Annotated in this window: 17 protein-coding genes; 16 read left to right on the top strand and 1 reads right to left on the bottom strand. The window is 34.2% G+C overall.

Translation table 11 applies throughout. The features are described from left to right. The first annotated feature begins 141 nt into the window (after window positions 1-141). Window positions 142-1296 carry a M20 aminoacylase family protein gene (locus tag ACGH46_RS06115; RefSeq protein ID WP_411604764.1) on the top strand — a complete coding sequence of 385 codons (1155 nt, stop codon included), beginning with the start codon at window positions 142-144 and terminating at the stop codon, window positions 1294-1296. 139 nt (window positions 1297-1435) lie between these two features. On the opposite strand, the gene ygfZ is transcribed toward ACGH46_RS06115, so the two are convergent. Continuing rightward, complete coding sequence (gene ygfZ, locus ACGH46_RS06120) at window positions 1436-2314, bottom strand: tRNA-modifying protein YgfZ (protein ID WP_411604767.1); 879 nt, start codon at window positions 2312-2314, stop codon at window positions 1436-1438. Between the two features lie 271 nt (window positions 2315-2585). On the opposite strand from ygfZ, the gene ilvI reads away from it, so the two are divergent. From ilvI to ACGH46_RS06195, 15 genes are all read left to right on the top strand, one after another. Then, entirely contained in the window at window positions 2586-4304 is a 1719-nt protein-coding gene (ilvI, locus tag ACGH46_RS06125; protein ID WP_411604770.1) for an acetolactate synthase 3 large subunit, read from the top strand. Further along, window positions 4304-4801, top strand: a complete 498-nt coding sequence (gene ilvN / locus ACGH46_RS06130) for an acetolactate synthase small subunit (protein ID WP_267352487.1) — start codon at window positions 4304-4306, stop codon at window positions 4799-4801. Before ilvI ends, ilvN begins: the two co-directional genes overlap by 1 nt. Window positions 4802-4876: 75 nt before the next feature. Continuing rightward, window positions 4877-6586: an IgaA/UmoB family intracellular growth attenuator gene (locus ACGH46_RS06135; protein WP_411604773.1), complete on the top strand. Its 1710-nt coding sequence runs from the start codon at window positions 4877-4879 to the stop codon at window positions 6584-6586. A 231-nt stretch (window positions 6587-6817) separates the two neighbouring features. After that, window positions 6818-8455, top strand: a complete 1638-nt coding sequence (gene pyrG, locus ACGH46_RS06140; RefSeq protein WP_267352489.1) for a glutamine hydrolyzing CTP synthase — start codon at window positions 6818-6820, stop codon at window positions 8453-8455. 49 nt (window positions 8456-8504) lie between these two features. Beyond that, on the top strand, window positions 8505-9806 hold the full coding sequence (gene eno / locus ACGH46_RS06145; RefSeq protein ID WP_065559328.1) for a phosphopyruvate hydratase: 1302 nt from the start codon (window positions 8505-8507) through the stop codon (window positions 9804-9806). A gap of 248 nt (window positions 9807-10054) precedes the next feature. After that, on the top strand, window positions 10055-10981 hold the full coding sequence (locus tag ACGH46_RS06150) for a VirK/YbjX family protein (protein ID WP_411604776.1): 927 nt from the start codon (window positions 10055-10057) through the stop codon (window positions 10979-10981). 145 nt (window positions 10982-11126) lie between these two features. Further along, on the top strand, window positions 11127-12029 hold the full coding sequence (locus ACGH46_RS06155) for a lysine exporter LysO family protein (RefSeq protein WP_411604778.1): 903 nt from the start codon (window positions 11127-11129) through the stop codon (window positions 12027-12029). 125 nt (window positions 12030-12154) lie between these two features. Next, window positions 12155-13027: a helix-turn-helix domain-containing protein gene (locus tag ACGH46_RS06160; protein WP_267360208.1), complete on the top strand. Its 873-nt coding sequence runs from the start codon at window positions 12155-12157 to the stop codon at window positions 13025-13027. A 25-nt stretch (window positions 13028-13052) separates the two neighbouring features. After that, the gene (gene aroA, locus ACGH46_RS06165) at window positions 13053-14336 is read left to right on the top strand and encodes a 3-phosphoshikimate 1-carboxyvinyltransferase (RefSeq protein ID WP_411604912.1); all 1284 of its coding nucleotides are present in this window, start codon (window positions 13053-13055) and stop codon (window positions 14334-14336) included. Next, entirely contained in the window at window positions 14337-15017 is a 681-nt protein-coding gene (gene cmk, locus ACGH46_RS06170; RefSeq protein ID WP_267352494.1) for a (d)CMP kinase, read from the top strand. It abuts the gene before it with no gap. A gap of 111 nt (window positions 15018-15128) precedes the next feature. Next, entirely contained in the window at window positions 15129-16811 is a 1683-nt protein-coding gene (gene rpsA / locus ACGH46_RS06175) for a 30S ribosomal protein S1 (protein ID WP_267352495.1), read from the top strand. Between the two features lie 98 nt (window positions 16812-16909). Beyond that, entirely contained in the window at window positions 16910-17200 is a 291-nt protein-coding gene (gene ihfB, locus ACGH46_RS06180) for an integration host factor subunit beta (protein WP_065559335.1), read from the top strand. Between the two features lie 384 nt (window positions 17201-17584). Then, complete coding sequence (locus ACGH46_RS06185; protein WP_411604780.1) at window positions 17585-19822, top strand: DNA internalization-related competence protein ComEC/Rec2; 2238 nt, start codon at window positions 17585-17587, stop codon at window positions 19820-19822. Between the two features lie 586 nt (window positions 19823-20408). Next, the gene (locus tag ACGH46_RS06190; protein ID WP_267380711.1) at window positions 20409-21845 is read left to right on the top strand and encodes a MotA/TolQ/ExbB proton channel family protein; all 1437 of its coding nucleotides are present in this window, start codon (window positions 20409-20411) and stop codon (window positions 21843-21845) included. A gap of 98 nt (window positions 21846-21943) precedes the next feature. Then, complete coding sequence (locus ACGH46_RS06195; RefSeq protein WP_179855830.1) at window positions 21944-23341, top strand: TolC family protein; 1398 nt, start codon at window positions 21944-21946, stop codon at window positions 23339-23341. Window positions 23342-23348 lie beyond the last annotated feature (7 nt).

Genomic DNA, 23348 nt, shown 5'->3' on the forward strand with positions numbered 1-23348 from the left:
ACTAGTTTTAAATGTGAAACTTATAACTAAAATTAATAATCATAGTAAAATTAGTTATTTTTATTAAGAATGATATCGTATTATAGTGGCTATTAATTCGAGGTATAACTGGTAAATCAATTAGTCAGAAAGGAATAATTAATGGACTCAATTACACAACTAAAAAATGAGATGATCTCATGGCGTCACTATATTCACTCTCATCCCGAAACTGCATTTGAAGAAACTAATACCACTCAATTTATCATTGAAAAGTTGAAATCATTTGGTATATCAGAATTATACACTGACTTTGCACCCACAGGGGTTGTTGGCATCATAAAAGGTAATAAAGAAGGGCGGATGATTGCTTTACGAGCTGACATTGATGCCTTGGATATTACCGAAGAGAATAATATTGATTATTGTTCAACAATACACGGAAAAATGCACGCTTGTGGTCATGATGGTCATACAGCAACGTTATTGGGAACGGCTAAATATTTGAGCCAGCATCGTGATTTTAGTGGAACGGTAGTTGTCATCTTCCAACCAGCCGAAGAAAACGAAGGGGGTGGCCGTGTAATGGCGGAAAATGGGCTATTTGATAAATTGCCTATTGAAGCAGTATATGGAATTCACAATCAGCCCAATATGGCATTAAATCATTTCTATATTAATCACGGTGCAATAATGGCATCTTATGATGTCTTTGAAATTAATGTGACAGGTGTTGGCTCACATGCAGCGGCACCGCATCTGGGTAAAGATACAATTTTAACTGCAACACAAATCGTCAATGGATTACAAAGTATTGTGAGCCGTAATGCCGATCCTCTTAGCTCCTTAGTTGTCAGCGTAACACAAATTCATAGTGGTGATACTTGGAATGTATTACCTCAACAAGCTGTAATTCGAGGAACGGTTAGAGCATTTAGTTCCGATGTTCAGGACATGGCTGAATCAAGAATCAAACAGATAGCACAGGGCATCGCATCAACTTTTGACGCCAAAGCGGAAGTCAATTATCAGCGCCGTTATCCTGCTACCATAAACTATGCTAAGCAGGCGGATATAGCCATTAGCGCTGCAAGAAAAGTGGTGGGCGATGATAATGTAACGATTGATCCTCCTCCTTCAATGGGATCTGAAGATTTTGCCTTTATGTTGCAAAAGGTTCCTGGTGCTTATGTTTGGTTAGGTGCAGGGCAAGGAGCAAATTTGCATAATCCTGCTTATAATTTTAGTGATGAGCTATTAACAACGGGTGTAAACTATTTTGTGCAAATTGTTTATCAAGAGTTAGGTAAGGGATAATTAAAGATTTCATTGATAGCTAGAATATATTTATCTATATTCTAGCTATTCTTATCAATTCAAATTGTTTAATTTTAATGAATATAAATTGAAAAATCGATATCGTTTTTAATTGGAATGATTAATAGCAACTAATTAATCAATGAAAATTTAGCTTGCTTGTTGATTGTCCTTTAATTCTAAAGTCAGTATTGATATCTATACCATTAGGTAGTACTACTTGTACATACACATCATGATTTTGATTAAGTTTTAGTGCTGCTAACACTTTCCCCCCTTCTCGCCAATTTCCTTCTATTTGATATTCTATCGTATCACCAATGATAGGTAGTACATCACTTTTGCCAGATAATAGATAAAGTCCACGTTTATTTGTGCCACGAAATTGCGCTCTAGCAACCATTTCTTGTCCGCAATAACAACCTTTATCAAAACTAATGGCATTATAGAGTTGTAAATTACACGCTTGCGGTAATAAACTTTCTGTATTTTCACTATCAATAATGGCATAGCCTGCTTCTAAATCAAGTTGTAACCATTTATTGCTTGGTTGTAAATGACTTTCAATAGGCTGTGGTGTAATGACAATGATTCGGGGTTGAGGTAACATTAATTTAATATAAGTAGTGTCATTATCATTAACACAATTATCATCATTGAATTTTGATAGTATTTGCGCTGGTAATGCATCAGCCATAATCCCATACATATTTAAATTTTGTTCCTTTTCAATCGTCACTTTGGAAAAAATAGCATATTTTTTTAGTTCGGTAATTTGCTTTTCTGCAACACTTTTACGCAATAAATAATATATCTCAGCACCGCGCATAAATAATAATAGATTACTCCACATTCTCCCTTTAGCATCACAATGAGCAGCAAACAATGCTGAGTGCTCGGAAAGATTTTTCATATCAATAGTCACTTGACCTTGTAAATATTTAAGATTGTCTTCTCCTGTCACTTTTACTAATTGCCAATCAGTAAGCGAGATAGGTTCCAAAGAATAATTGCTCATGATAATACCTTTTAGGAATAATATGTCGGGTTTAGATAAGACTTAAATAGACTTTTCCAAAGTGTATAGAAAAAACATAAAAATAACAATAAAACACAAAAATTATATTTTGCGTTAAATTTTTTAACAATATGTTTTATATTGACTTTTATTAGCATTTGTTTACGCTGTTATCGTATAAAGAAAATTAATAACCTTATACAGTTTATTGATTTAATGTAGTAGTTAATGCAAAATAAATGACTAATTTGTAATATTGGAGGCAACAACGATGGCAAAACTGTCAGGCGCAGAAATGGTCATTCAATCTTTGATTGATCAAGGAGTAAAACAGATATTTGGTTATCCCGGTGGTAGTGTTCTTGATATCTACGATGCAATTCATACTTTAGGTGGCATAGAGCATATATTAGTTCGTCATGAACAAGCCGCTGTACATATGGCTGATGGTTATGCTAGGGCTACAGGTGATGTTGGTGTTGTACTCGTAACATCAGGGCCTGGAGCGACCAATACCATTACTGGTATTGCGACTGCCTACATGGATTCTGTGCCATTGGTTGTTATTTCCGGTCAAGTAGCAAGTAACTTGATTGGCAATGATGCCTTCCAAGAGTGCGACATGGTCGGTATATCACGCCCGATAGTCAAACATAGTTTTCTAATAAAAGACAGTAAAGACATTCCTGAAATTATTAAGAAAGCTTTCTATATTGCGTCAACAGGTAGACCTGGCCCGGTTGTGATTGATCTGCCAAAAGATATTGTTAATCCTGCAAATAAATATAATTACCATTATCCTAAATCTGTCTCAATGCGTTCATATAATCCAACTATTCAAGGACATAAAGGACAAATTAAAAAAGCATTAACGACATTATTGGCAGCTAAAAAACCCGTTTTGTTTATTGGTGGCGGAGTAATTAGCGCCAGTGCAAGTGATGCAATTAAACGTTTAGCCGAAAAATTGAATCTCCCTGTTGCGTCAACATTAATGGGGATAAGTGCTTTTCCTGGTACAGATAAACACTATTTAGGCATGATTGGAATGCATGGGGTGTATGAAGCCAATATGGCGATGCATAATGCCGATGTAATATTTGCTGTTGGTGCCAGATTTGATGATAGAACAACCAATAATGTTGAAAAATATTGTCCGAAAGCAAAAATAATACATATTGATATTGATCCAACATCAATTTCAAAAACAATTTCTGCCACTATTCCTGTTGTGGGTGATGCTAAAGTAGTGGTTGAAACGATGTTATCCGAACTTAATGAATTGCAAGCTGATCGTGATCTTGATGCTTTAGTGGATTGGTGGAAACAAATTGATCATTGGCGTTCACGTCACTGTTTAGCTTATAGTCATGAAGGTGAAAGCATCAAACCACAAGAAGCAATCGAAGTTTTATATAAATTGACTCAAGGTAACGCATTTGTCACTACTGATGTAGGTCAACATCAAATGTTTACTGCTTTGTATTATCCATTTGATAAACCTCGTCATTTTATTACTTCTGGTGGTCTAGGTACCATGGGGTTTGGTCTTCCGGCTGCGCTTGGGGTGAAACTTGCTTTTCCAGATCAATGTGTCGTATGTGTAACCGGTGATGGTAGTATTCAAATGAATATTCAAGAACTTTCTACCGCTTTACAATATGGTTTACCGGTTATTGTTTTAAATCTGAATAACCGTTTTTTAGGCATGGTTAAACAGTGGCAAGATATGATTTATGCTGGGCGACATTCTTGTTCGTATATGGAATCATTGCCTGATTTTGCAAAAATAGCGGAAGCTTATGGTCATGTTGGTATGGTCATTACCAAGCGTGAAGATCTGGAAACAAAACTTAAAAAAGCCTTGTCAATTAAAGATCGATTAGTCTTTATTGATGTCATGACCGATGCAACTGAACATGTCTACCCAATGCAAATACGTGGTGGAGCAATGAACGAAATGTGGCTGAGTAAAACGGAGAGAACCTAATGCGATATATTTTATCAATTTTAACAGAAAATGAACCCGGGGCTTTATCTCGAATTATTGGTCTGTTCTCACAACGTGGTTTTAATATTGAAACCATTACGACAGCACCGACAGAAGATCCGACCATGCACAGAATGACCATTCAAACAACAGGTGATGAACATGTGCTAGAGCAGATTCAAAAGCAGCTTCATAAACTTGTCAATGTTTATCGTGTACATGATTTAACCGAAGGGCCTCATGTTGAACGAGAAATTATGTTAGTGAAAGTGGCTGCTAAAGGGTCTGATGCACGAGATGAAGTTAAACGTTGTGCCGATATTTTTAGAGGCTCGATTGTCGATGTTACCGCAACGCATTACATTGTTCAATTATCGGGTACAAGTGAAAAACTAGATTCTTTCTTAGCGTCGATACGTGAAACTTGTCATATTGTCGAAATGGTTCGATCGGGAATTATTGGATTATCGCGTAGTGAAAAAACAGCAAATCACTAAATAAAAGAATCAGACTGACCAATTTTATCAGTTAAATATAACTATAATAATGTTTCATAAGGAATAAGTCACAAAATGAATATATTTGGTTTAATATTAGTCATTCACATTTTGTTTTTGATCGTTTCGTCGATTAGAAAAAACTTTAAAAGTAACAAAAAAAAGAAAAAGTTAATTGAAAAAAACTATATTGTTGATCTTAGGCCTATTAGGCAATTGTCCACACTAGAAGAACGTCTTATAACACCTTATCTAAAAACAACAAAACATTTATCTTCAGAGGTAAAAGAATCGTCATTAATAAATTCAGATGTAATATCAATATCTGGCAAACTAGTCAAACAAAATATCAATCACTATGTTGGCGAAACACTTTTTTATAAAATTAATAATATTGATGTCATTATCCCCTATGATATGGATCGTTTTATCTTAGATGATAATGTGGCTGAAGTAGTTTTCACTGAAGATTATGCCATTGTGATTAGGTTAAATGATCACGATATTCGTTATGCAGCGCATCAAAATATCATCAATGAAAAAAAATTAGAAGAAGATGATATGGAGTATTGGGCAAGTGAATTGTTTGATGTTCAACATCCAGAAAATTATAATCATAATCATGACAATGAGACTATAAACAATCGCATTGAAAATCAACAAAAATTTGGTTATGAAATTTTAATGACACGGCAAGAAACACCGTTAGAATCAGCGTATCGGAATAAAAATAATAAAGGGATAGTTGCGGTATTTTTTTGCTTTTTAACAATTAATTATTTTTTAGATTTTTGGCAAAGTAATGAACTATTTGATCTGTTTTTATTTGGCATAAATTTACTAGCAGTTATCTATTTTTATTGTCGTAAACCAAAGTCTAAAGTAAAAATTCAATTTGTTAATCGAATAAGAGGAAAAGTTAAAAATAAAAACGCTAAAACGAAACAAATTACTGTTGGTCATAATTCTATTTTAAATTATCCTGATAATTGGCAAGCATATTTACCCGAACATACATTAACTAATGTTGAGCTTGATGTTACTTTTGAGGATAAAAAAATAATTCGTTATGGTTATACATTGTCAGTTTCGAAAGAGATTGAAAATTTTGGGCCACCAAAGTTTGCTGGGCGTAATTTATGGCTTTTTCTTGTAGGTATTATTTTGACATTTATTGTTTATGCAAAATCCAATGTTAAAGATAATATCTTTTATATGTATCACTTTGCTAATCATGACCTGAAAAGTTGGAATTTTGATGATAGTTCACAATTATTAACCAACAATCTAAAAGAGGGCGATTGGGTAAATGTTACCACGGAAGGGGCACTTTGTGATAAATATAACAAAAAGGTGAATAGTAAGTGCGGAAAAGTAGAAATCCATAATCAAACCGATAATGTTTCTTTCTTCATTACGCTGAAAAATAAGTTTTTTAACGAAACAGATAGCAAAGACCAAGAGGATTTAGAATCTAATCGGGTTTCGAATTCAACTTTTCAAAATAGTTTGAATAGCCAATCGGGGCGAGTCAATTTTTCTGGATTAGTCTCAGATATTTATTATCGAGATGATAATTCTATCTCAGGATTTACGATTAATCCTGACATTAGATATCAAATTAATGAACAAGACAAGTGGTTACCCATTATTTTAAGTATCTCTTTATTTGCTTTTTTTGCATTAAGTACGATTTTTAATGGTTTAATTTTCATTTGGAAACGGATACAAAATCGAGTTCGAAAAAGTAAGATTAATAACTTTTATGCTAATCTTACAGTTTAGATTGATTGTCGAAGATAATTCTGTTTTCAAATTAAAGTTGATTAGATTGAGTAGCATTAAATCTATCTAATCAGCTTAATTAAAACATCTGTTAAAGATAATTATTCAATTGTGAGCAAGGTCAGATTCTGTTATACTATTTTCCCGTCTGATTTATCGTATATTGTGTTGCTTTTATCGTTTGAAAACGACGCAATATTGTTCTTATAAATTAATAATGGTCTGGTATTAATGGTCACGAATTATATTTTTGTTACAGGCGGTGTCGTTTCTTCTCTTGGTAAAGGCATTGCCGCAGCATCACTCGCTGCAATTTTAGAAGCCCGCAATTTAAAAGTCACCATGTTAAAACTTGATCCCTATATTAATGTCGATCCGGGTACAATGAGCCCGATTCAGCATGGTGAAGTTTTTGTGACGGAAGATGGGGCAGAAACGGATCTTGATTTAGGTCATTATGAGCGTTTTATTCGCACTAAAATGACTCGCAAAAATAACTTCACAACAGGGCGTATCTATTCCGATGTATTACGCAAAGAACGTCGTGGGGATTATTTAGGTGCAACTGTTCAAGTCATTCCCCATATTACCAATGAGATTAAATCTCGCGTTATTGCAGGAGCTAAAGGCTTCGATGTTGCTATTGTTGAAATCGGTGGCACAGTTGGGGATATTGAATCACTTCCATTTTTAGAAGCGATTCGTCAATTAGCGGTTGATGTAGGTCGAGAACATACCTTATTTATGCATTTAACCCTAGTGCCATATTTAGCTTCTGCTGGAGAAGTTAAAACAAAACCTACACAACACTCAGTCAAAGAGTTGTTATCTATTGGTATTCAACCTGATGTGTTAATCTGTCGTTCAGATCGTATCATTCCAGCTAATGAGCGAGCAAAAATTGCACTATTTTGTAATGTGCCTGAACGTGCAGTTATTTCATTAAAAGATGTCGATTCAATTTATAAAATACCTGCTCTTTTAAAATCACAAAATTTAGATACTTTTGTCTGCAATCGATTCCACCTTGATTGCGTTGAAGCAGATCTATCAGAGTGGGAACAAGTGATTTATGAAGAGGCCAATCCTGTTGGTGAAGTCACAATAGGTATGGTGGGTAAATACACTGAATTACCCGATGCTTATAAGTCTGTAAACGAAGCATTAAAACATGGCGGGTTGAAAAACCGTTTAACTGTTCATATTCGTTATATCGATTCTGAAGATCTTGAATCGCGTGGTACGGATTTACTTTCAGGCTTAGACGCAATACTTATTCCGGGTGGATTTGGGTATCGTGGCGTTGAGGGTAAAATCATTGCTGCACGCTATGCGCGTGAAAACCAAATACCTTATTTAGGTATTTGTCTTGGAATGCAAGTTGCCATGATTGAATATGCTCGTAATGTGGCTGGAATTAAAGATGCAAATTCTACAGAATTTGTTAAAGATTGTGCTAATCCAATCATTGCGTTAATCACTGAATGGAGTGATGAATCGGGTAATGTTGTGCAACGTAATGAAAATAGTGATTTAGGTGGTACTATGCGACTTGGTTCTCAGATATGTCATTTAGAACCAGACTCATTAGTATTTGATATGTATAAAAAAGAGTCAATCACTGAGCGTCATCGTCATCGTTACGAAGTGAATAATAATTTATTACCTGAAATTGTAAAAGCAGGATTAAAAGTAACAGGACTTTCAACTGATAGAAAATTAGTCGAGATTATTGAGGTTCCTAATCATCCATGGTTTGTTGCTTGTCAATTCCATCCGGAATTTACCTCGACACCACGAGATGGGCATCCACTGTTTAGTAGTTTTATAAAAGCTGCCAAGGAGTATCAGCAGCTACAACAAAAATAGTTTTAAAGTTTTACATTTGTAATATATCTGTCATATAGAGGAAAATAACATGGCAAAAATCGTTAAAGTACATGGTCGTGAAGTCATCGACTCTCGTGGGAACCCTACAGTTGAAGCTGAAGTTCATTTAGAAGGTGGTTTTGTTGGTCTAGCAATCGTTCCATCTGGTGCATCAACTGGTTCGCGTGAAGCATTAGAACTTCGTGATGGTGACAAATCTCGCTTTTTAGGAAAAGGTGTTTTAAAAGCAGTTGAAAACGTAAATGGACCAATTGCGAAAGCAGTTGTGGGTAAAGATGCGTTAGATCAAGCGGCTATCGACCAAATCATGCTTGATTTAGATGGAACTGATTTTAAATCTAACTTGGGTGCAAACTCAATTCTTGCAGTATCATTAGCTAATGCTAAAGCAGCTGCAGCAGCAAAAGGTGTTCCACTATATCAACATATTGCTGATTTGAATGGTACGCCAGGTCAATATTCAATGCCATTACCGATGATGAACATCATCAATGGTGGTGAACATGCGGATAATAACATCGATTTACAAGAATTTATGATTCAACCAGTTGGCGCGAAAACAGTACGTGAAGCAATCCGTATGGGTTCTGAAGTATTCCATAACTTAGCGAAAGTTTTACATGCTAAAGGTATGAATACTGCTGTAGGCGATGAAGGTGGTTTTGCCCCTAATTTAGATTCAAATGCTGAAGCATTAGCTTGTATCAAAGAAGCTGTAGAAAAAGCGGGTTATGTACTAGGTAAAGATATTACTTTAGCGATGGACTGTGCTGCTTCTGAATTCTATAACAAAGAAACAGGTAAATATGTATTAAAAGGTGAAGGTAATAAAGAGTTTACTGCTCAAGAATTTACTCACTATTTAGAAGGTTTAACTGAACAATATCCTATCGTATCAATCGAAGATGGTTTAGATGAAAGCGATTGGGACGGTTGGGCATACCAAACTAAAGCATTAGGTCACAAAATCCAATTAGTGGGTGACGATCTGTTTGTAACTAACACCAAAATCTTCAAACAAGGTATTGAAAAAGGCATCGCTAACTCAATCCTAGTTAAAGTTAACCAAATCGGTACATTAACTGAATCTATCGCAGCGGTTAAAATGGCAAAAGATGCAGGTTATACTGCTGTTATCTCTCACCGTAGTGGTGAAACTGAAGATTCAACTATTGCTGATTTAGCTGTTGGTTTAGCTGCTGGTCAAATCAAAACGGGTTCTATGAGCCGTTCTGATCGTGTTGCTAAATACAATCAATTAATCCGTATTGAAGAAGCATTAGGTGCTAAGGCTCCATTCAACGGACTTAAAGAAGTGAAAGGACAATAATTGAGTTTATAAAAACTGAATAATTGTTTAATAAGAAACGGTGACCAGTTCACCGTTTTTTATTTTCTTTTCTTATAGAATAAGATGGCAAAGGTTGCGTTGATTTATGTTGTATTGTACTCTTTAAAGTTGGTATTTATGACTAATCTTTGATATCTATTGATATTTTATAATTTAGCCACATATAAATTTTTTATAAATTAACTAACTCAAATTTATTTTTTCTGCTTATGAATAATATTACGAATATGTCCCAGCCAAAAAGCAAATGGCAACTTTTTAACTGGCTATGTACCGGTAAACTTCCGCTAAATGAACTTTGGCTTAATCCGACTTATCGTTATAAATTTTTTTTTAGAACCTTATTTTTAAGTCCTATTACACTAAAATGGTTGGATAAATTAAGACAATATCCATTACTTGGCTACTATTTTTCTTGCCAAACCAATTTACCGTGTAAATTACAAAGACCGTATTTATCATCAAATTTGTCGCAACAAGAGCGTTTTGATGCGTTAGCATATCACTATGATTTTTTAGCGAATCAGCCTGATAGCATGACTAAGGCTTTTTATGATCCTAAAACTCCATATGTATTGGCTAAACTAACAGCAAAAAATGAAGCTAATATTCAAATTGCGATTCAAGCGCGTAACAAGTTTGCTCGAGAAGGTGAAATAAGCCTTTATTTTTATGATAATGACGGTATTGATTTAGCAACATTAACTTTTTCAATCATTCAATATCAACAAAAAACGACTTTATTTATTGCAGGGTTGCAAGGTACCGGTCATTATGAAGCGCGAGTTCGGGTACAAAAAGCGACTAAGCAATGTTATGGATTATTTCCAAAACGAGTCGCCGTTGAGGCAGCATTAATCATTGCGCATTATTTTCAGCTTGAGCAAATTGTGGCGGTTGGAAATAAAACGCATGTGTATAACAATTGGCGTTATAACAGCAGACAAGAACGCATTTTGTCTGATTATGATGATTTTTGGTTAACAATCGATGGTCAACAAGATGATCGTGAGTTATTTATTTTACCCACTGAGATTACACGTAAATCGTTAGAAGATATAGCAAGTAAAAAACGTTCTGAATACCGTAATCGTTATGCTTTGTTAGATCAACTCAAACTGAATATTGAAACACAATTAGCATCATTAATATAATATACTAAAGGTAATGATTATTTACCTAATGTAGTGTCAAATTATCAAAATTGATTACAATCGATATTCAACTTGTTGTTTATCGATTTTTTTAATTAAAGCTCAATAAAATAATTGTCTTAAATTAATTAGTAGGGAATGAAATATGTATTTTGGTATTCTAATAGCACTTGTGCCTTTGTGCATTGGTTATTTAATTAAATGCAAACAAGAAAAATGGATAGCTAAAATTAACCAAATTCTAAGTTGGATGGTTTATTTTATTCTTTTTATTATGGGCGCAGAACTTGCTCATTTAGATAACCTTGCGACTAATTTGCAAAATATTCTATTTTATACTGCTATTATTTTTATCTGTACTTTTGGCGGGAATTTTATTTTTCTAATGTTATTTGACCTATTTTTACCGTGGAAAGCTTCAAGTGTTAATCAAACCTTTGGTTCACGCGTAAAAATGATATTGGAATCATTGCGTGTCTTTATTGCACTTGTTTTGGGATTTATAGTCGGACTTTTTCCATTGTTTGTATGGCAATATACCGAAAACATTATTCAGGTTGTTTTAGTTTTTTTACTCTTGTTAATTGGTATTCAGTTAAGAAGTAATAATATTTCACTTAAACAAATTTTACTTAACAAAGTTGGTATTGCAACAACGCTAATCGTCATTATAAGCACTTTTATTGGTGGAATGGTAGCCGCTTTACTATTAGATCTTCCTTTGCGTATAGGATTAGGTATGTCATCTGGATTTGGTTGGTATTCTTTGTCAGGCATTTTAATGACTGAAGCACATGGGGCAATTATTGGCAGTGCCACATTTTTAAATGATATATTACGTGAACTTTTTGCCATTATACTTATTCCAACATTAATAAAACGGTATAAATTAACAACACTGGGGTTATGTGGTGCAACGTCTATGGATTTTACTTTGCCTATGTTAAAGAAAGGAGCAGGAATAATGATAGTGCCACCTGCTATCGTACAAGGTTTTTTGCTTACATTGCTAATGCCAATATTTATGACGTTATTTAATTATGGATGATAGATTATCCATTACTTGAGTCAAAAATCATATATTGATGAATTGAACAAAATTGCCTGGATTGCAAATTGGCAATATGATTACCTTATGTTACACTGCCAAAATCCGAATGGTTTGAGTGAATTATGAATACTGGATCGATTGATTATTGTGCGATAGGTCAGCGTTTACGGGCGTATCGTATAGCGGCTTCCTTAAAAGCAGAAGACATAGCACAAAATCTTAGAATTTCAAGAGCTGCGGTTTACCGTCTTGAAAAGGGTGAAATTATCAAAATCGAAACATTAGGACGTTTAGCGACTTTGTTAGATACATCCTTAGCAAGCTTGCTTGGTATTGATACTGAATATTATTCAAGTGGTGAAGGTTTTTTTGAACGTATGCGCCAACTTGAAGAACAATCAACACATATTTATTCTCATTTTGATCCTTTTTCTTTTTTACTCACTTCACCAGATTATCTTTCTCATCTTGCTATGATGCTAGATGAATCGGGCGATTCAATTAATTTAAAAAAATATGCAACAACGTTAGCCATTTTAAAAGAACGACAAACACAATTCTATCAATCAGCGCCTAAAGTCATTAATTTAATTAGTTTACGCAATGTAGAACGTTTTTTACATATTGGTTTAGTCGGTAATTTAAATCTTTCACCGGGTAAAAAGTCTGAACGCATGCTATTAGCTCGCAAAGAAGTCTATCACTTAATTGAATTAATTGAACAACAAACTTATTCGCCTACCATTGCTATTACAGAGCATGCAATTCCATCTATTGCTTTTCAACTATTTTATCAAAATGAAAACCCGATTTCGTTAGCGATGAGCCCGTTTCGATTAGGTGAATTACCGAATGTGACCACAGGGATTGCTTCTATTACCTCGTCTCACGATGCGATTAAGCGATACCGGTTGTTATTTGATAAATTGTGGCAAAATAGTGCTAAAGATAAACAAGCGATTGAATTGTTGAAAGCAACTTTAGATAAATTTTAAAAATCTTAAAAATATAAAGAGAACTATCATGTTATCCCTAACATTACAACCGATAAAAAGATTTAATGGTACGATAAACTTACCGGGTTCAAAAAGTGTGTCTAATCGGGCGCTACTTTTGTCTGCATTGAGTCAAGGTAATACACGTTTAACAAATTTATTAGACAGCGATGATGTCCGTTATATGCTTGATGCTCTTAAAGCATTAGGTGTTACGTATCAATTATCGAATGATCGCACGATTTGTGATATTCAGGGCATCGGCGGAAAACTACATTCATCCCATGCATTAGAGCTTTTTTTAGGGAATGCCGGTACGGCGATGCGTCCTTTAACTGCTGCGTTATGTCTTGGCGAAAATAATATTGTGCTTACGGGCGAACCACGTATGAAAGAGCGCCCAATAGGGCATTTAGTTGATGCGCTTCGTCAAGGTGGGGCTAAAATAGATTATCTTGAAAATGAAGGTTATCCACCACTGCATATTCATGGGGGCTTTATTGGCGGTAATATTCAGGTTGATGGCTCTGTTTCAAGTCAATTTTTAACGGCGCTATTAATGGCATCCCCACTTGCTGATAACGATACTAAAATTACTATTTTAGGGGATTTAGTTTCTAAACCGTATATTGATATCACGATCAAAATGATGGCGATATTTGGGGTGTCGGTCATCAATGATAATTATCAAAAATTTGTTATTAAAGCAAAGCAAACTTATAAGTCACCGGGTACTTATTTGGTTGAAGGTGATGCTTCATCAGCTTCATATTTTTTAGCTGCAGCGGCGATTAAAGGGGGCACTGTTCGCGTCACGGGTATTGGTAAAAAAAGCTTACAAGGTGATACCCAATTTGCCCATGTACTTGAAAATATGGGTGCTAAAGTAACGTGGGCTGATGATTATATCGAGTGTAGCCGAGGGGAACTTAACGGTATTGATATGGATATGAATCATATCCCTGATGCGGCGATGACAATAGCAACAACCGCTTTGTTTGCCAAAGGATCCACAACTATTCGTAATATCTATAACTGGCGAGTTAAAGAAACTGACCGCTTATCTGCTATGGCAACTGAATTGCGTAAAATAGGGGCAGAGGTTGAAGAAGGTAACGATTATATAACGATTATCCCCCCTAAATCTTTAACACATGCTGAAATAAAAACCTATAACGATCATCGTATGGCAATGTGTTTTTCATTAGTGGCATTATCCGATACGCCCGTGACTATATTAGATCCTAAATGTACAATGAAAACATTTCCTGACTATTTTGAACAATTTAAACGATTGAGTGAATACTAAATGAATACATTAGTTCCTGTTATTGCTGTCGATGGCCCTAGTGGTGTGGGGAAGGGCACGTTGTGTCAAGCGTTAGCTAATCATTTCAATTGGCATCTTTTAGACTCCGGCGCGATTTATCGTGTGCTTGCGTTGTCGGCGCTTAATCATCACATTGCGCTGAATGATGAACTACAATTAACTCAATTAGCATTAAATTTACCTTTAACTTTTGATACCCATCATGGCGAAGTCAAAGTACTATTAAATGGCGTTGATGTTTCTAAAGATATTCGTACTGAAGAGACTGGAGGCGCTGCTTCTAAAGTGGCTTCGCTAAATCAAGTTCGGGCAGCATTATTGCAACGACAAAGAGATTTCAGGCAATTGCCGGGGTTAATTGCGGATGGGCGAGACATGGGGACAGTTGTGTTTACTGATGCACCAGTAAAAATTTTTCTGGATGCCAGCCCGCACTCAAGAGCAGAAAGAAGAATGAAACAGTTGCAAGATAAGCAAAAACATGCTAAATTCGCCGAAATTTTGCAGGAGATAACTGCGCGTGATGAGCGAGATCGTAATCGAGCCGTTGCCCCATTAAAACCTGCAACAGATGCACTAATAATTGATACCACATCACTCTCTATTCAAGATGTATTTAATCAATCTATTACGTATATAAACGAAAAACTTGCGTTGTAAATTTATTTATAACGTGAACAAAGCTCCATTATAAGGACGAGTGGAGTATCATAAACAACCCCACAAGACATGATGTAATGTGGACGTTAATATTAATTTAAGTATATAAATATGACAGAATCTTTTGCTCAACTCTTTGAAGAGTCTTTAAATCAACTAGACACTCGTTCTGGTAACATGATCCGTGGTACTGTCGTTGCAATCGACAAAGATGTTGTTTTAGTTGATGCTGGTTTAAAATCTGAATCAGCAATTCCAGTAGAGCAGTTTAAAAATGCCCAAGGCGAATTAGAAGTTAAAGTTGGCGACGTTGTTGATGTCGTACTTGACTCAATTGAAGACGGCTTTGGTGAAACCATTCTATCTCGTGAAAAAGCTAAACGTCATGAAGCGTGGCTTACATTAGAAAAAGCAGTTGAAGATGCTGCAACAGTTTTAGGTGTTATCAATGGTAAAGTGAAAGGTGGCTTTACGGTTGATCTTAATGGCGTTCGTGCGTTCCTTCCTGGTTCGCTTGTTGATGTACGTCCATTACGCGATACTTCTCATATTGAAAATAGAGAAATCGAATTAAAAGTTATTAAATTAGATCAAAAACGTAACAACGTTGTTGTTTCTCGTCGTGCAGTAATTGAATCTGAAAATAGCGCAGAAAGAGAACAACTTCTTGAAAATCTTCAAGAAGGTTCTGAAGTTAAAGGTATCATCAAAAATCTTACTGATTACGGTGCATTCGTTGACCTTGGTGGCGTTGATGGTTTACTTCATATTACTGATATGGCATGGAAACGTGTTAAACACCCAAGTGAAGTGGTTGAAGTGGGTCAAGAATTACTTGTTAAAGTTCTTAAATTTGATAAAGACCGTTCACGTGTATCTCTTGGCTTAAAACAATTAGGCGAAGATCCATGGGTTTCAATTGCTAAACGTTACCCAGAAGGCACTAAAGTAACTGGTAAAGTAACTAACTTAACTGATTACGGTTGTTTCGTAGAAATTGAAACTGGCGTTGAAGGTTTAGTTCACGTTTCTGAAATGGATTGGACTAACAAAAACATTCACCCATCTAAAGTGGTTAGCTTAGGTGATGAAGTTGAAGTTATTGTTCTTGAAATTGATGAAGAACGTCGTCGTATTTCTCTTGGTCTTAAACAATGTAAACCTAACCCATGGTTACAATTTGCTGAATCACACAATAAAGGTGATAAAGTTAGCGGTAAGATCAAATCAATCACTGATTTCGGTATCTTCATCGGTTTAGATGGTGGTATTGACGGTTTAGTTCATCTTTCTGATATCTCTTGGAATATGCCAGGTGAAGAAGCAGTTAAAGCTTATAAGAAAGGTGATGATATCGAAGCGGTTGTATTACAAGTTGATGCAGAACGTGAGCGTATCTCTTTAGGTATTAAACAACTTGAAGATGATCCATTTAGTAGCTTTGCTTCAAACTTCAAAAAAGGTTCAATTGTTAAAGGTCATGTAACAGCTGTTGATGCTAAAGGCGCAACAATTGAAATCGCAGAAGGCATTGAAGGTTACTTAAAAGCTCAAGATATCGCACGTGAACGTATTGAAGATGCAACAACTGCATTAAAAGTTGGTGATGAAGTCGAGGCTAAGATTGTTAATATCGATCGTAAAACTCGCGCAATTTCATTATCTGTACGTGCTAAAGATGAAGCTGACGAAAAAGAAGCGCTTGCTGCTGTAAATAATACTTCAACTCAAGAAGAAGCATCATTTACTAATGCAATGGCTGAAGCATTCAAAGCTGCATCAAAAACCGAGTAAAAAATATTCAACTAAAAAGTAAAGAGGGCTTGCCCTCTTTTTCTTTTGTGGTATAAAATGAACAAATTATATATCACATACATAACCTAGGAGTGACCATGAACAGATCAGATTTAGTGGAAAAGATAGTCAACTGGCGGGCACACCTTCCTGTGCAACTTGTTGATGACGCTGTAAGAGATATTATTGAACAGATCGCTTTAGCAATGGAAAGCAACGATCGTGTAGAAATTCGAGGATTTGGTAGTTTCAGCTTAAATTATCGTGCACCACGTAAAGCGAGAAACCCAAGAACTGGTGGTAATGTTGAGGTGAAACATAAATACATTCCTCACTTTAAACCAGGTAAAGAATTACGTGAAAGAGTAAATAATGCCGCTAAAGCATAATATCTAAAATAGTATTTAGTTTAAAAGCCTTTGAGTTAACTCAAAGGCTTTTTTATTAATCCCTCAATTAATATATAGATTAAACATTAAAAAGTTATTTAAAAATAATTAAAAAGTTTGATGACTATTTAAAGTAATTTTAGTCTTAACACCTATCAAAATACATTTATAAATGTTCTTATCATAATGATCGATTTTTAACAAATGCGAATTAAGATTGGAACCAAGATCGCAATATCTATCAAAAGTTTCTGAGCATAATTTGTTGACAGGTTATGCTAACTTATTGTTAATTCGATAGCCTAATTAGAGTCAATGCGGCAAATTTATTCACATGATTTACTTATAATTACATTTTCATTAGGCTGCTTGCCATTAATGTTTATGTCTAAATTACTTTCAGACATATTTTGGTATGCGACAGCTTTTGGCGTGTTGATTATTGTCATTACGAGTAAATTTCTATTTAGAAAAACGTTGTTACTTATTAGTATATTTATGTTAAGTTTCTTATGGTCGACGGCATATTCTAAACAGTATTTAATCAATATCGATCCTTACATTGACAAAACACTCGTCGTCAAAGCAAAGGTCGAAAGTATCAATATCCGGCATCCATCTCAGCAAATGAATCCTTACTATCTGCAATGGACTATTCTTGAAAGTAATCACCAAGCATCATCAACTCCTATCCCAATTTCAATTTATTGGGATAATATTAATGTACCTAAAATAGGTCAAATTTGGCAATTAACGATAAAAACGAAAGTAATTCATAGTTATTTAAATGAAGGAGGATTTGATAGTCAGCGTTTTGCTATAGCCAATCGGACATTATTATCTGCAAAAATCAATAATGCTAAATTATTAAAAGATAAAAATGATATTAGACAAACTATTGTTGATCATGCTTTGCCTTATATGTATTTGTTTCATTACCGTGGGATATTATTTGCATTGGCTTTTGGTGATCGCTCTCAACTTGATCATCATTATCGGCAAATTATGATGAATACCGGCGTTGCTCACTTAATGGCGATATCAGGTATGCATATTTTGTTGGTATTTGGTATGTGTTACAGTCTCGTCAAATTAATGTTATTTTTTATTCCACAGCGATTTAATAATTTATATGTCCCAATTATAATCGGATGGTTATGCGCCTGTTTTTATGCTTGGTTAACAGGATTCAATCCTCCTGCTTTACGTGCAATAATGGCATTGGGGATATGGATTTATTTACGCTGTCAAAATCAACATATCAGCGCATGGCAGAAAATTAATCGAATAATAGCCTTATTATTATTAACCGATCCGTTGATGATTTTATCTGAAAGTTTTTGGCTATCTTGTTATGCTGTTGTTAGCTTAATATTTTTATATCAATGGGTACCATTATCAAAAAAGATTCAAAATAACAAAAAGTGTTACCTAGTTAAATTAATACATCTACAATTAGGTTTAACGGCGTTATTGTTACCAATACAATTATTTGTTTTTCAAGGTGTCAGTACTATGGCTCTTTTGGCAAATTTAATTGCGATTCCAATCATATCGTTACTGACTTTTCCATCAATCTTGATAGCACTCTGTTTTAGTTTTTTTGATTGTTTCTATTTAGCATTATGGTTTTGGTTTATTGCTGAACAGTCACTTGATTATTTATTTTACTGTCTGAAGCTGATTGATTTCCCTTGGTTTACTACTTCATCTGATTTTTATTTATTAAGTATTATTGGATGGCTGGCCATAATTACTCTTAAAACGGAATTTTGGCGTCGTCATACTATAACCCTCTGCATTTTACTCATGATAATAGTGAGTCCATTTTTTAAAAAACAGCATTATCTATGGCGAATGGATATGTTAGATGTCGGTCATGGTCTGGCAATTGTCATACATGATGGGAAATCCGCAATATTGTATGATACTGGGGCGCAGTGGCAAAATAGTTCTGCCGCAGAACGTATAATCATTCCATTTTTACAATGGCACAATTTAGATGTTAAGGGAATTATTATTAGCCATCAGCACAATGATCATATTGGTGGACTTTCTCTACTTCAACAACATTATCCCAATGCATGGCTGATGAGTTCATCTGTAAATTTAAAAAATCACTATCACTGTTTATCAGAAAATCATCTGACATGGAATAATCTAAGTTTAACTGTATTATGGCCAACTCATCTAGCTGAATATGCGCAAAACGAAGATTCATGTGTAATACACATTACAGATGGTCAATTTTCAGTATTATTATCAGGTGACTTAGAAAAAAATCAAGAGTATCAATTGATTGAAAAATATCGAAATACACTTAAATCAACAATTTTGCAAATTCCTCATCATGGTAGTAACACGTCATCAAGTTATGCTTTTTTAAACGCTGTTAATCCTAGCGTGTCCCTTTTGTCGACTTCCCGTTATAATCCTTGGAAATTGCCTTCCAATAAAGTTATAGCACGTTACAAAGATCGACAATTAAATTTTTATACCACATCTAAATCAGGACAAATAAGTTTAGTTTTTTATCATCATAAATGGGAGTTGAAAACAATGAGGAATGAAATAAATCCGCGTTGGTATCATAATTGGTTTGGTCATTTGCCTGTACATTAACTAAATTTTCCTTTTGAAAAGGATAGATTAATTTCTCCAATCATCTTCTCAAAAAATCTAACACATAATATTTGCTAACGAGAATTCAACACAGTGACTTATTTGTTAATTTTCTGTAATAAAAGCAAACTTATTTTACAAAATAAATTTTTATGCTCTTCTATAAAATCTCAGTAATAGCTTATTTGGCTAATAATATAATTAACTTGAGGATATTGAACTTACTTAAGTAAGTTATTTAAAATGATTCGCAATAATTATTCATGGAATTTTAGGGCGTTAATCGGCGTAAAAAATTGATCTAAAAGTTTCTAATTTATAGTTTAATAAAAGTGCAATATTCATTAAAGCTAATAAAGATAATGGTTTATTATAGTTTTTTTAGATGTTTTTATTTCTAAATAATATTTATTTGGAAATTTTTGAATAAAAAGGTTTCAATTTTTTTAATCAGTATTATAATAAGAATTCATCATATTTTCGTTAAGAAGATTGATGAATATTAATTTTTTATAAAAAATTGGAAAATAAATATAGTTATACTAAATTATGAATGTTTTTATAATTTAGTTTAAGGATGGATAAAGTGAAGTTGAATTCTGTTAAACGATCGATAAGATTTATATTATTGATCCTCTTTGTAATAGTAATAGCTTATGCATATTTTTTTGATGATCTTTTAGAAGCTATTAATCATAATAAAATTATCAATACCGCTATTATTTCAATGCAAGTTATTGGTGTAATTTATACTTTTATTGTTTCTGTTTCACTAATGAGTGGAATCAATAGCTGGAAAAAGTTTTTATCAGTAGCCTCAGAAAATCCCAATAATTTTGATAAATTAAATAACTTTCCTTTTAAAGGTGCAGTTAAAGGATTAAGAGGGCGTGTATCTGATTTGGCACTTTCAGGTCCAGAAATCCGTAATTCTGTTCTAGACAAATTAAAAGATAGCTTTTCCCACCGTGTATCTGGCGCAGATTATTTATCAGGTTTATTAGTTGGTTTAGGGTTATTAGGTACGTTCATTGGATTAATCTTAACAATGGGCAGTATCCGTGAATCAATGGATATTGTTACTAATAATACCAGTGATATTTCAGCTTTACTTGGTGGTATTGCCGCACCTTTAGGTGGCATGTCAGCAGCATTTACTGCATCATTTCTTGGATTAATGGGTTCTTTAGTAATGGGCTTATTAGCGCATTTATTAGGCTCAATAGTTGATAATATCTATTTTTCAGTTGAAGATTGGGCTAAAACGAATGCTAATGATGTAGGCGTTTCTATATCAAGTGTAATTAATGGTTCTACTGAGTCTGCTCTTGCATCACCTTCGGACGTTAAATTGCAAACAACGAATTTAAATGCAGCTTTATTAGATTCATTTAATCAATTTCTTAATTATCAGAAAAAATTCGAAGATAATCAATTACAACAGATTGAAAGCACCAATAAATTATCTAATTATTTTGATAAGCTCATTCAACAGCAAGAGCAGAGTTTTGCCTCACAAAACCAAATATTCAATTCTATGCAATCTGTGTTGGGGCAAATACAAAGTGAGTTAGAAGGTGTCAATTCAATGCTTGCCTCTATTGATGGTCAACAACCTATTTTACGAAGTATTCAAGTCGAATTAGAAACAGCGAATAATGCGTTAAATGCAATTGATGAACATACGGTGAAAATTAATGAGGTTCAAAGTCAAACAATTGAAGTTATTGAAAATGTTTATACCTCAACAGATAGAAATCGTACTGCTCTAGTTGAAGCAATTGGTGGAATGAATGCGGATCGCATACAAATAGTTCAAACATTTAAAGAAGTAGCTGAAACACTGACATGTTTGCAATCTGAAATGGAAGGTGTTCGCCAACAGTTATTAACGATTGAATCCGTTGCTCGTATGAAAACAAGTGATTCCGAAGCAGTAGTACAAGTAGTGCGTCAACAAAATGAACTTTTGCAAGAATGTGTTAGTCAAATGACTACATTAAGAGCATCTGTTCAAAATTGAGTTAATACTTTGTGTAGCACAGTTAATTAACTCTATTTTATTAAAGATAAGATGGAGTTAATTATTTTTAAATAGTTATTTGTTATATGGATTATGTTGTGAAAAATAAAATTATTGTATTAAGTGTGCTTTCGTCCCTTATGATTGGTTGTACTGTTAAACATGAGCTACCAAATACCCAAAATACTTACGAAGCAAATGAAAATATTCTATTAGCTAATAAACAATTACCTAGTATATTGCAAAATGGTTTTGATATTGAATCAAGAGGATTATCTTTAGCAGAAGCCATAGAACTTGCTCAATATTACTCCTTGCGTACTGTTTCTGCGAACTCAAGATTAGAAGAAGCAGATGCAAGAATAGATGAAATGAAAGCAACATACTATCCTAAAGTTAATGTGTTAGCTAAAACTCGCGATAAAGCCTTCGATCGAATGAGCTCGATATCAAGGTCTAATGATGAATATGCTCAAGCTCAGGTCTCTTTTCAATATAACCTGCTTGATTTTGGTCGTACTCGTTATAGTGTAGATAGTGCAAAACAACTTCGTGAATCAGCTAAATATGTTGCTGATTATGAAAAGAATAAAGTTACGTTCAATGTAGTGAAAGCTTACTTTAATGTACGTCGTTACACGCAACAAAAAGATTACGCTCAAGATTATATAAAAGAAATGTCACAACTTGTAAATACTATTGGTGTACAAGTTACAGGAGGGCTTTCACCTCAGTCAGAATTAATCAGGGCACAATTAGCATTAACCAATGCACAAAATGCTTCTAAATCAATTGAACTTCAATTGAAAAAATCGATACAAGAGTTGAATTCTTTGTTGGGTCGTTCAGCGCCAACCCATCCTGTAAAATTGAAAGAAGTATTTATTACAAGTCAATTATATGACCAAATCTTGAATAATGTGTTGGAAAATAACCCTGATATTAAATCTTCTGAGGCTCAGCTAAACAGTGCTCGTTCAGAAATTGAGGTTGCAAAAAGTGCACGATATCCTTCAGTTGATGCTGTCGGATCGTATAGTAAACCTTTCCAACATCCAAGTGATAAAAATGGCAATTTCATCGGTGGTAAAGTGTCACTACAAGTTAGTATGCCTGTCTTAGATGGTGGTATTAATTCATCAAGAATCAGTCAAGCAGTAGCTCGATATAGTTATAGTATGGCTTCTTACAATCAACTGGTACGTGATATTAAAGAGGTTTCAAATAATTTGGTAGAAGATGCGCTTAACTCTACTGATACTTACCTAATACAATCGAAAGCCGAAGATGATGCAAGTAGAACTCGCAAATTATATATGGATGAATTCATTTTAGGTAAACGTAATCTAAACGATTTATTAACCGTAGAAACAGATTACTTTAGTGCGAAAGTAAGTCGATCATCAGCATTATATGATTATTATCTTTCTACACTCGGTTTATATTTACTTGCTGATAAGTTAGATGATGGAATGTTCAAACTTAGCTTAAAATAATGAAAAG

Origin of the sequence: Gilliamella sp. CG22, assembly GCF_046635725.1 — a bacterium.
Taxonomy (GTDB): domain Bacteria; phylum Pseudomonadota; class Gammaproteobacteria; order Enterobacterales; family Orbaceae; genus Gilliamella; species Gilliamella apicola_I.

Coding starts and splice junctions, on each gene's coding strand:
- ACGH46_RS06115 (WP_411604764.1), top strand. CDS start 142: ATGGACTCAATTACACAACTAAAAAATGAGATGATCTCATGGCGTCAC.
- ygfZ (WP_411604767.1), bottom strand. CDS start 2,314: ATGAGCAATTATTCTTTGGAACCTATCTCGCTTACTGATTGGCAATTA.
- ilvI (WP_411604770.1), top strand. CDS start 2,586: ATGGCAAAACTGTCAGGCGCAGAAATGGTCATTCAATCTTTGATTGAT.
- ilvN (WP_267352487.1), top strand. CDS start 4,304: ATGCGATATATTTTATCAATTTTAACAGAAAATGAACCCGGGGCTTTA.
- ACGH46_RS06135 (WP_411604773.1), top strand. CDS start 4,877: ATGAATATATTTGGTTTAATATTAGTCATTCACATTTTGTTTTTGATC.
- pyrG (WP_267352489.1), top strand. CDS start 6,818: ATGGTCACGAATTATATTTTTGTTACAGGCGGTGTCGTTTCTTCTCTT.
- eno (WP_065559328.1), top strand. CDS start 8,505: ATGGCAAAAATCGTTAAAGTACATGGTCGTGAAGTCATCGACTCTCGT.
- ACGH46_RS06150 (WP_411604776.1), top strand. CDS start 10,055: ATGTCCCAGCCAAAAAGCAAATGGCAACTTTTTAACTGGCTATGTACC.
- ACGH46_RS06155 (WP_411604778.1), top strand. CDS start 11,127: ATGTATTTTGGTATTCTAATAGCACTTGTGCCTTTGTGCATTGGTTAT.
- ACGH46_RS06160 (WP_267360208.1), top strand. CDS start 12,155: ATGAATACTGGATCGATTGATTATTGTGCGATAGGTCAGCGTTTACGG.
- cmk (WP_267352494.1), top strand. CDS start 14,337: ATGAATACATTAGTTCCTGTTATTGCTGTCGATGGCCCTAGTGGTGTG.
- rpsA (WP_267352495.1), top strand. CDS start 15,129: ATGACAGAATCTTTTGCTCAACTCTTTGAAGAGTCTTTAAATCAACTA.
- ihfB (WP_065559335.1), top strand. CDS start 16,910: ATGAACAGATCAGATTTAGTGGAAAAGATAGTCAACTGGCGGGCACAC.
- ACGH46_RS06185 (WP_411604780.1), top strand. CDS start 17,585: ATGTCTAAATTACTTTCAGACATATTTTGGTATGCGACAGCTTTTGGC.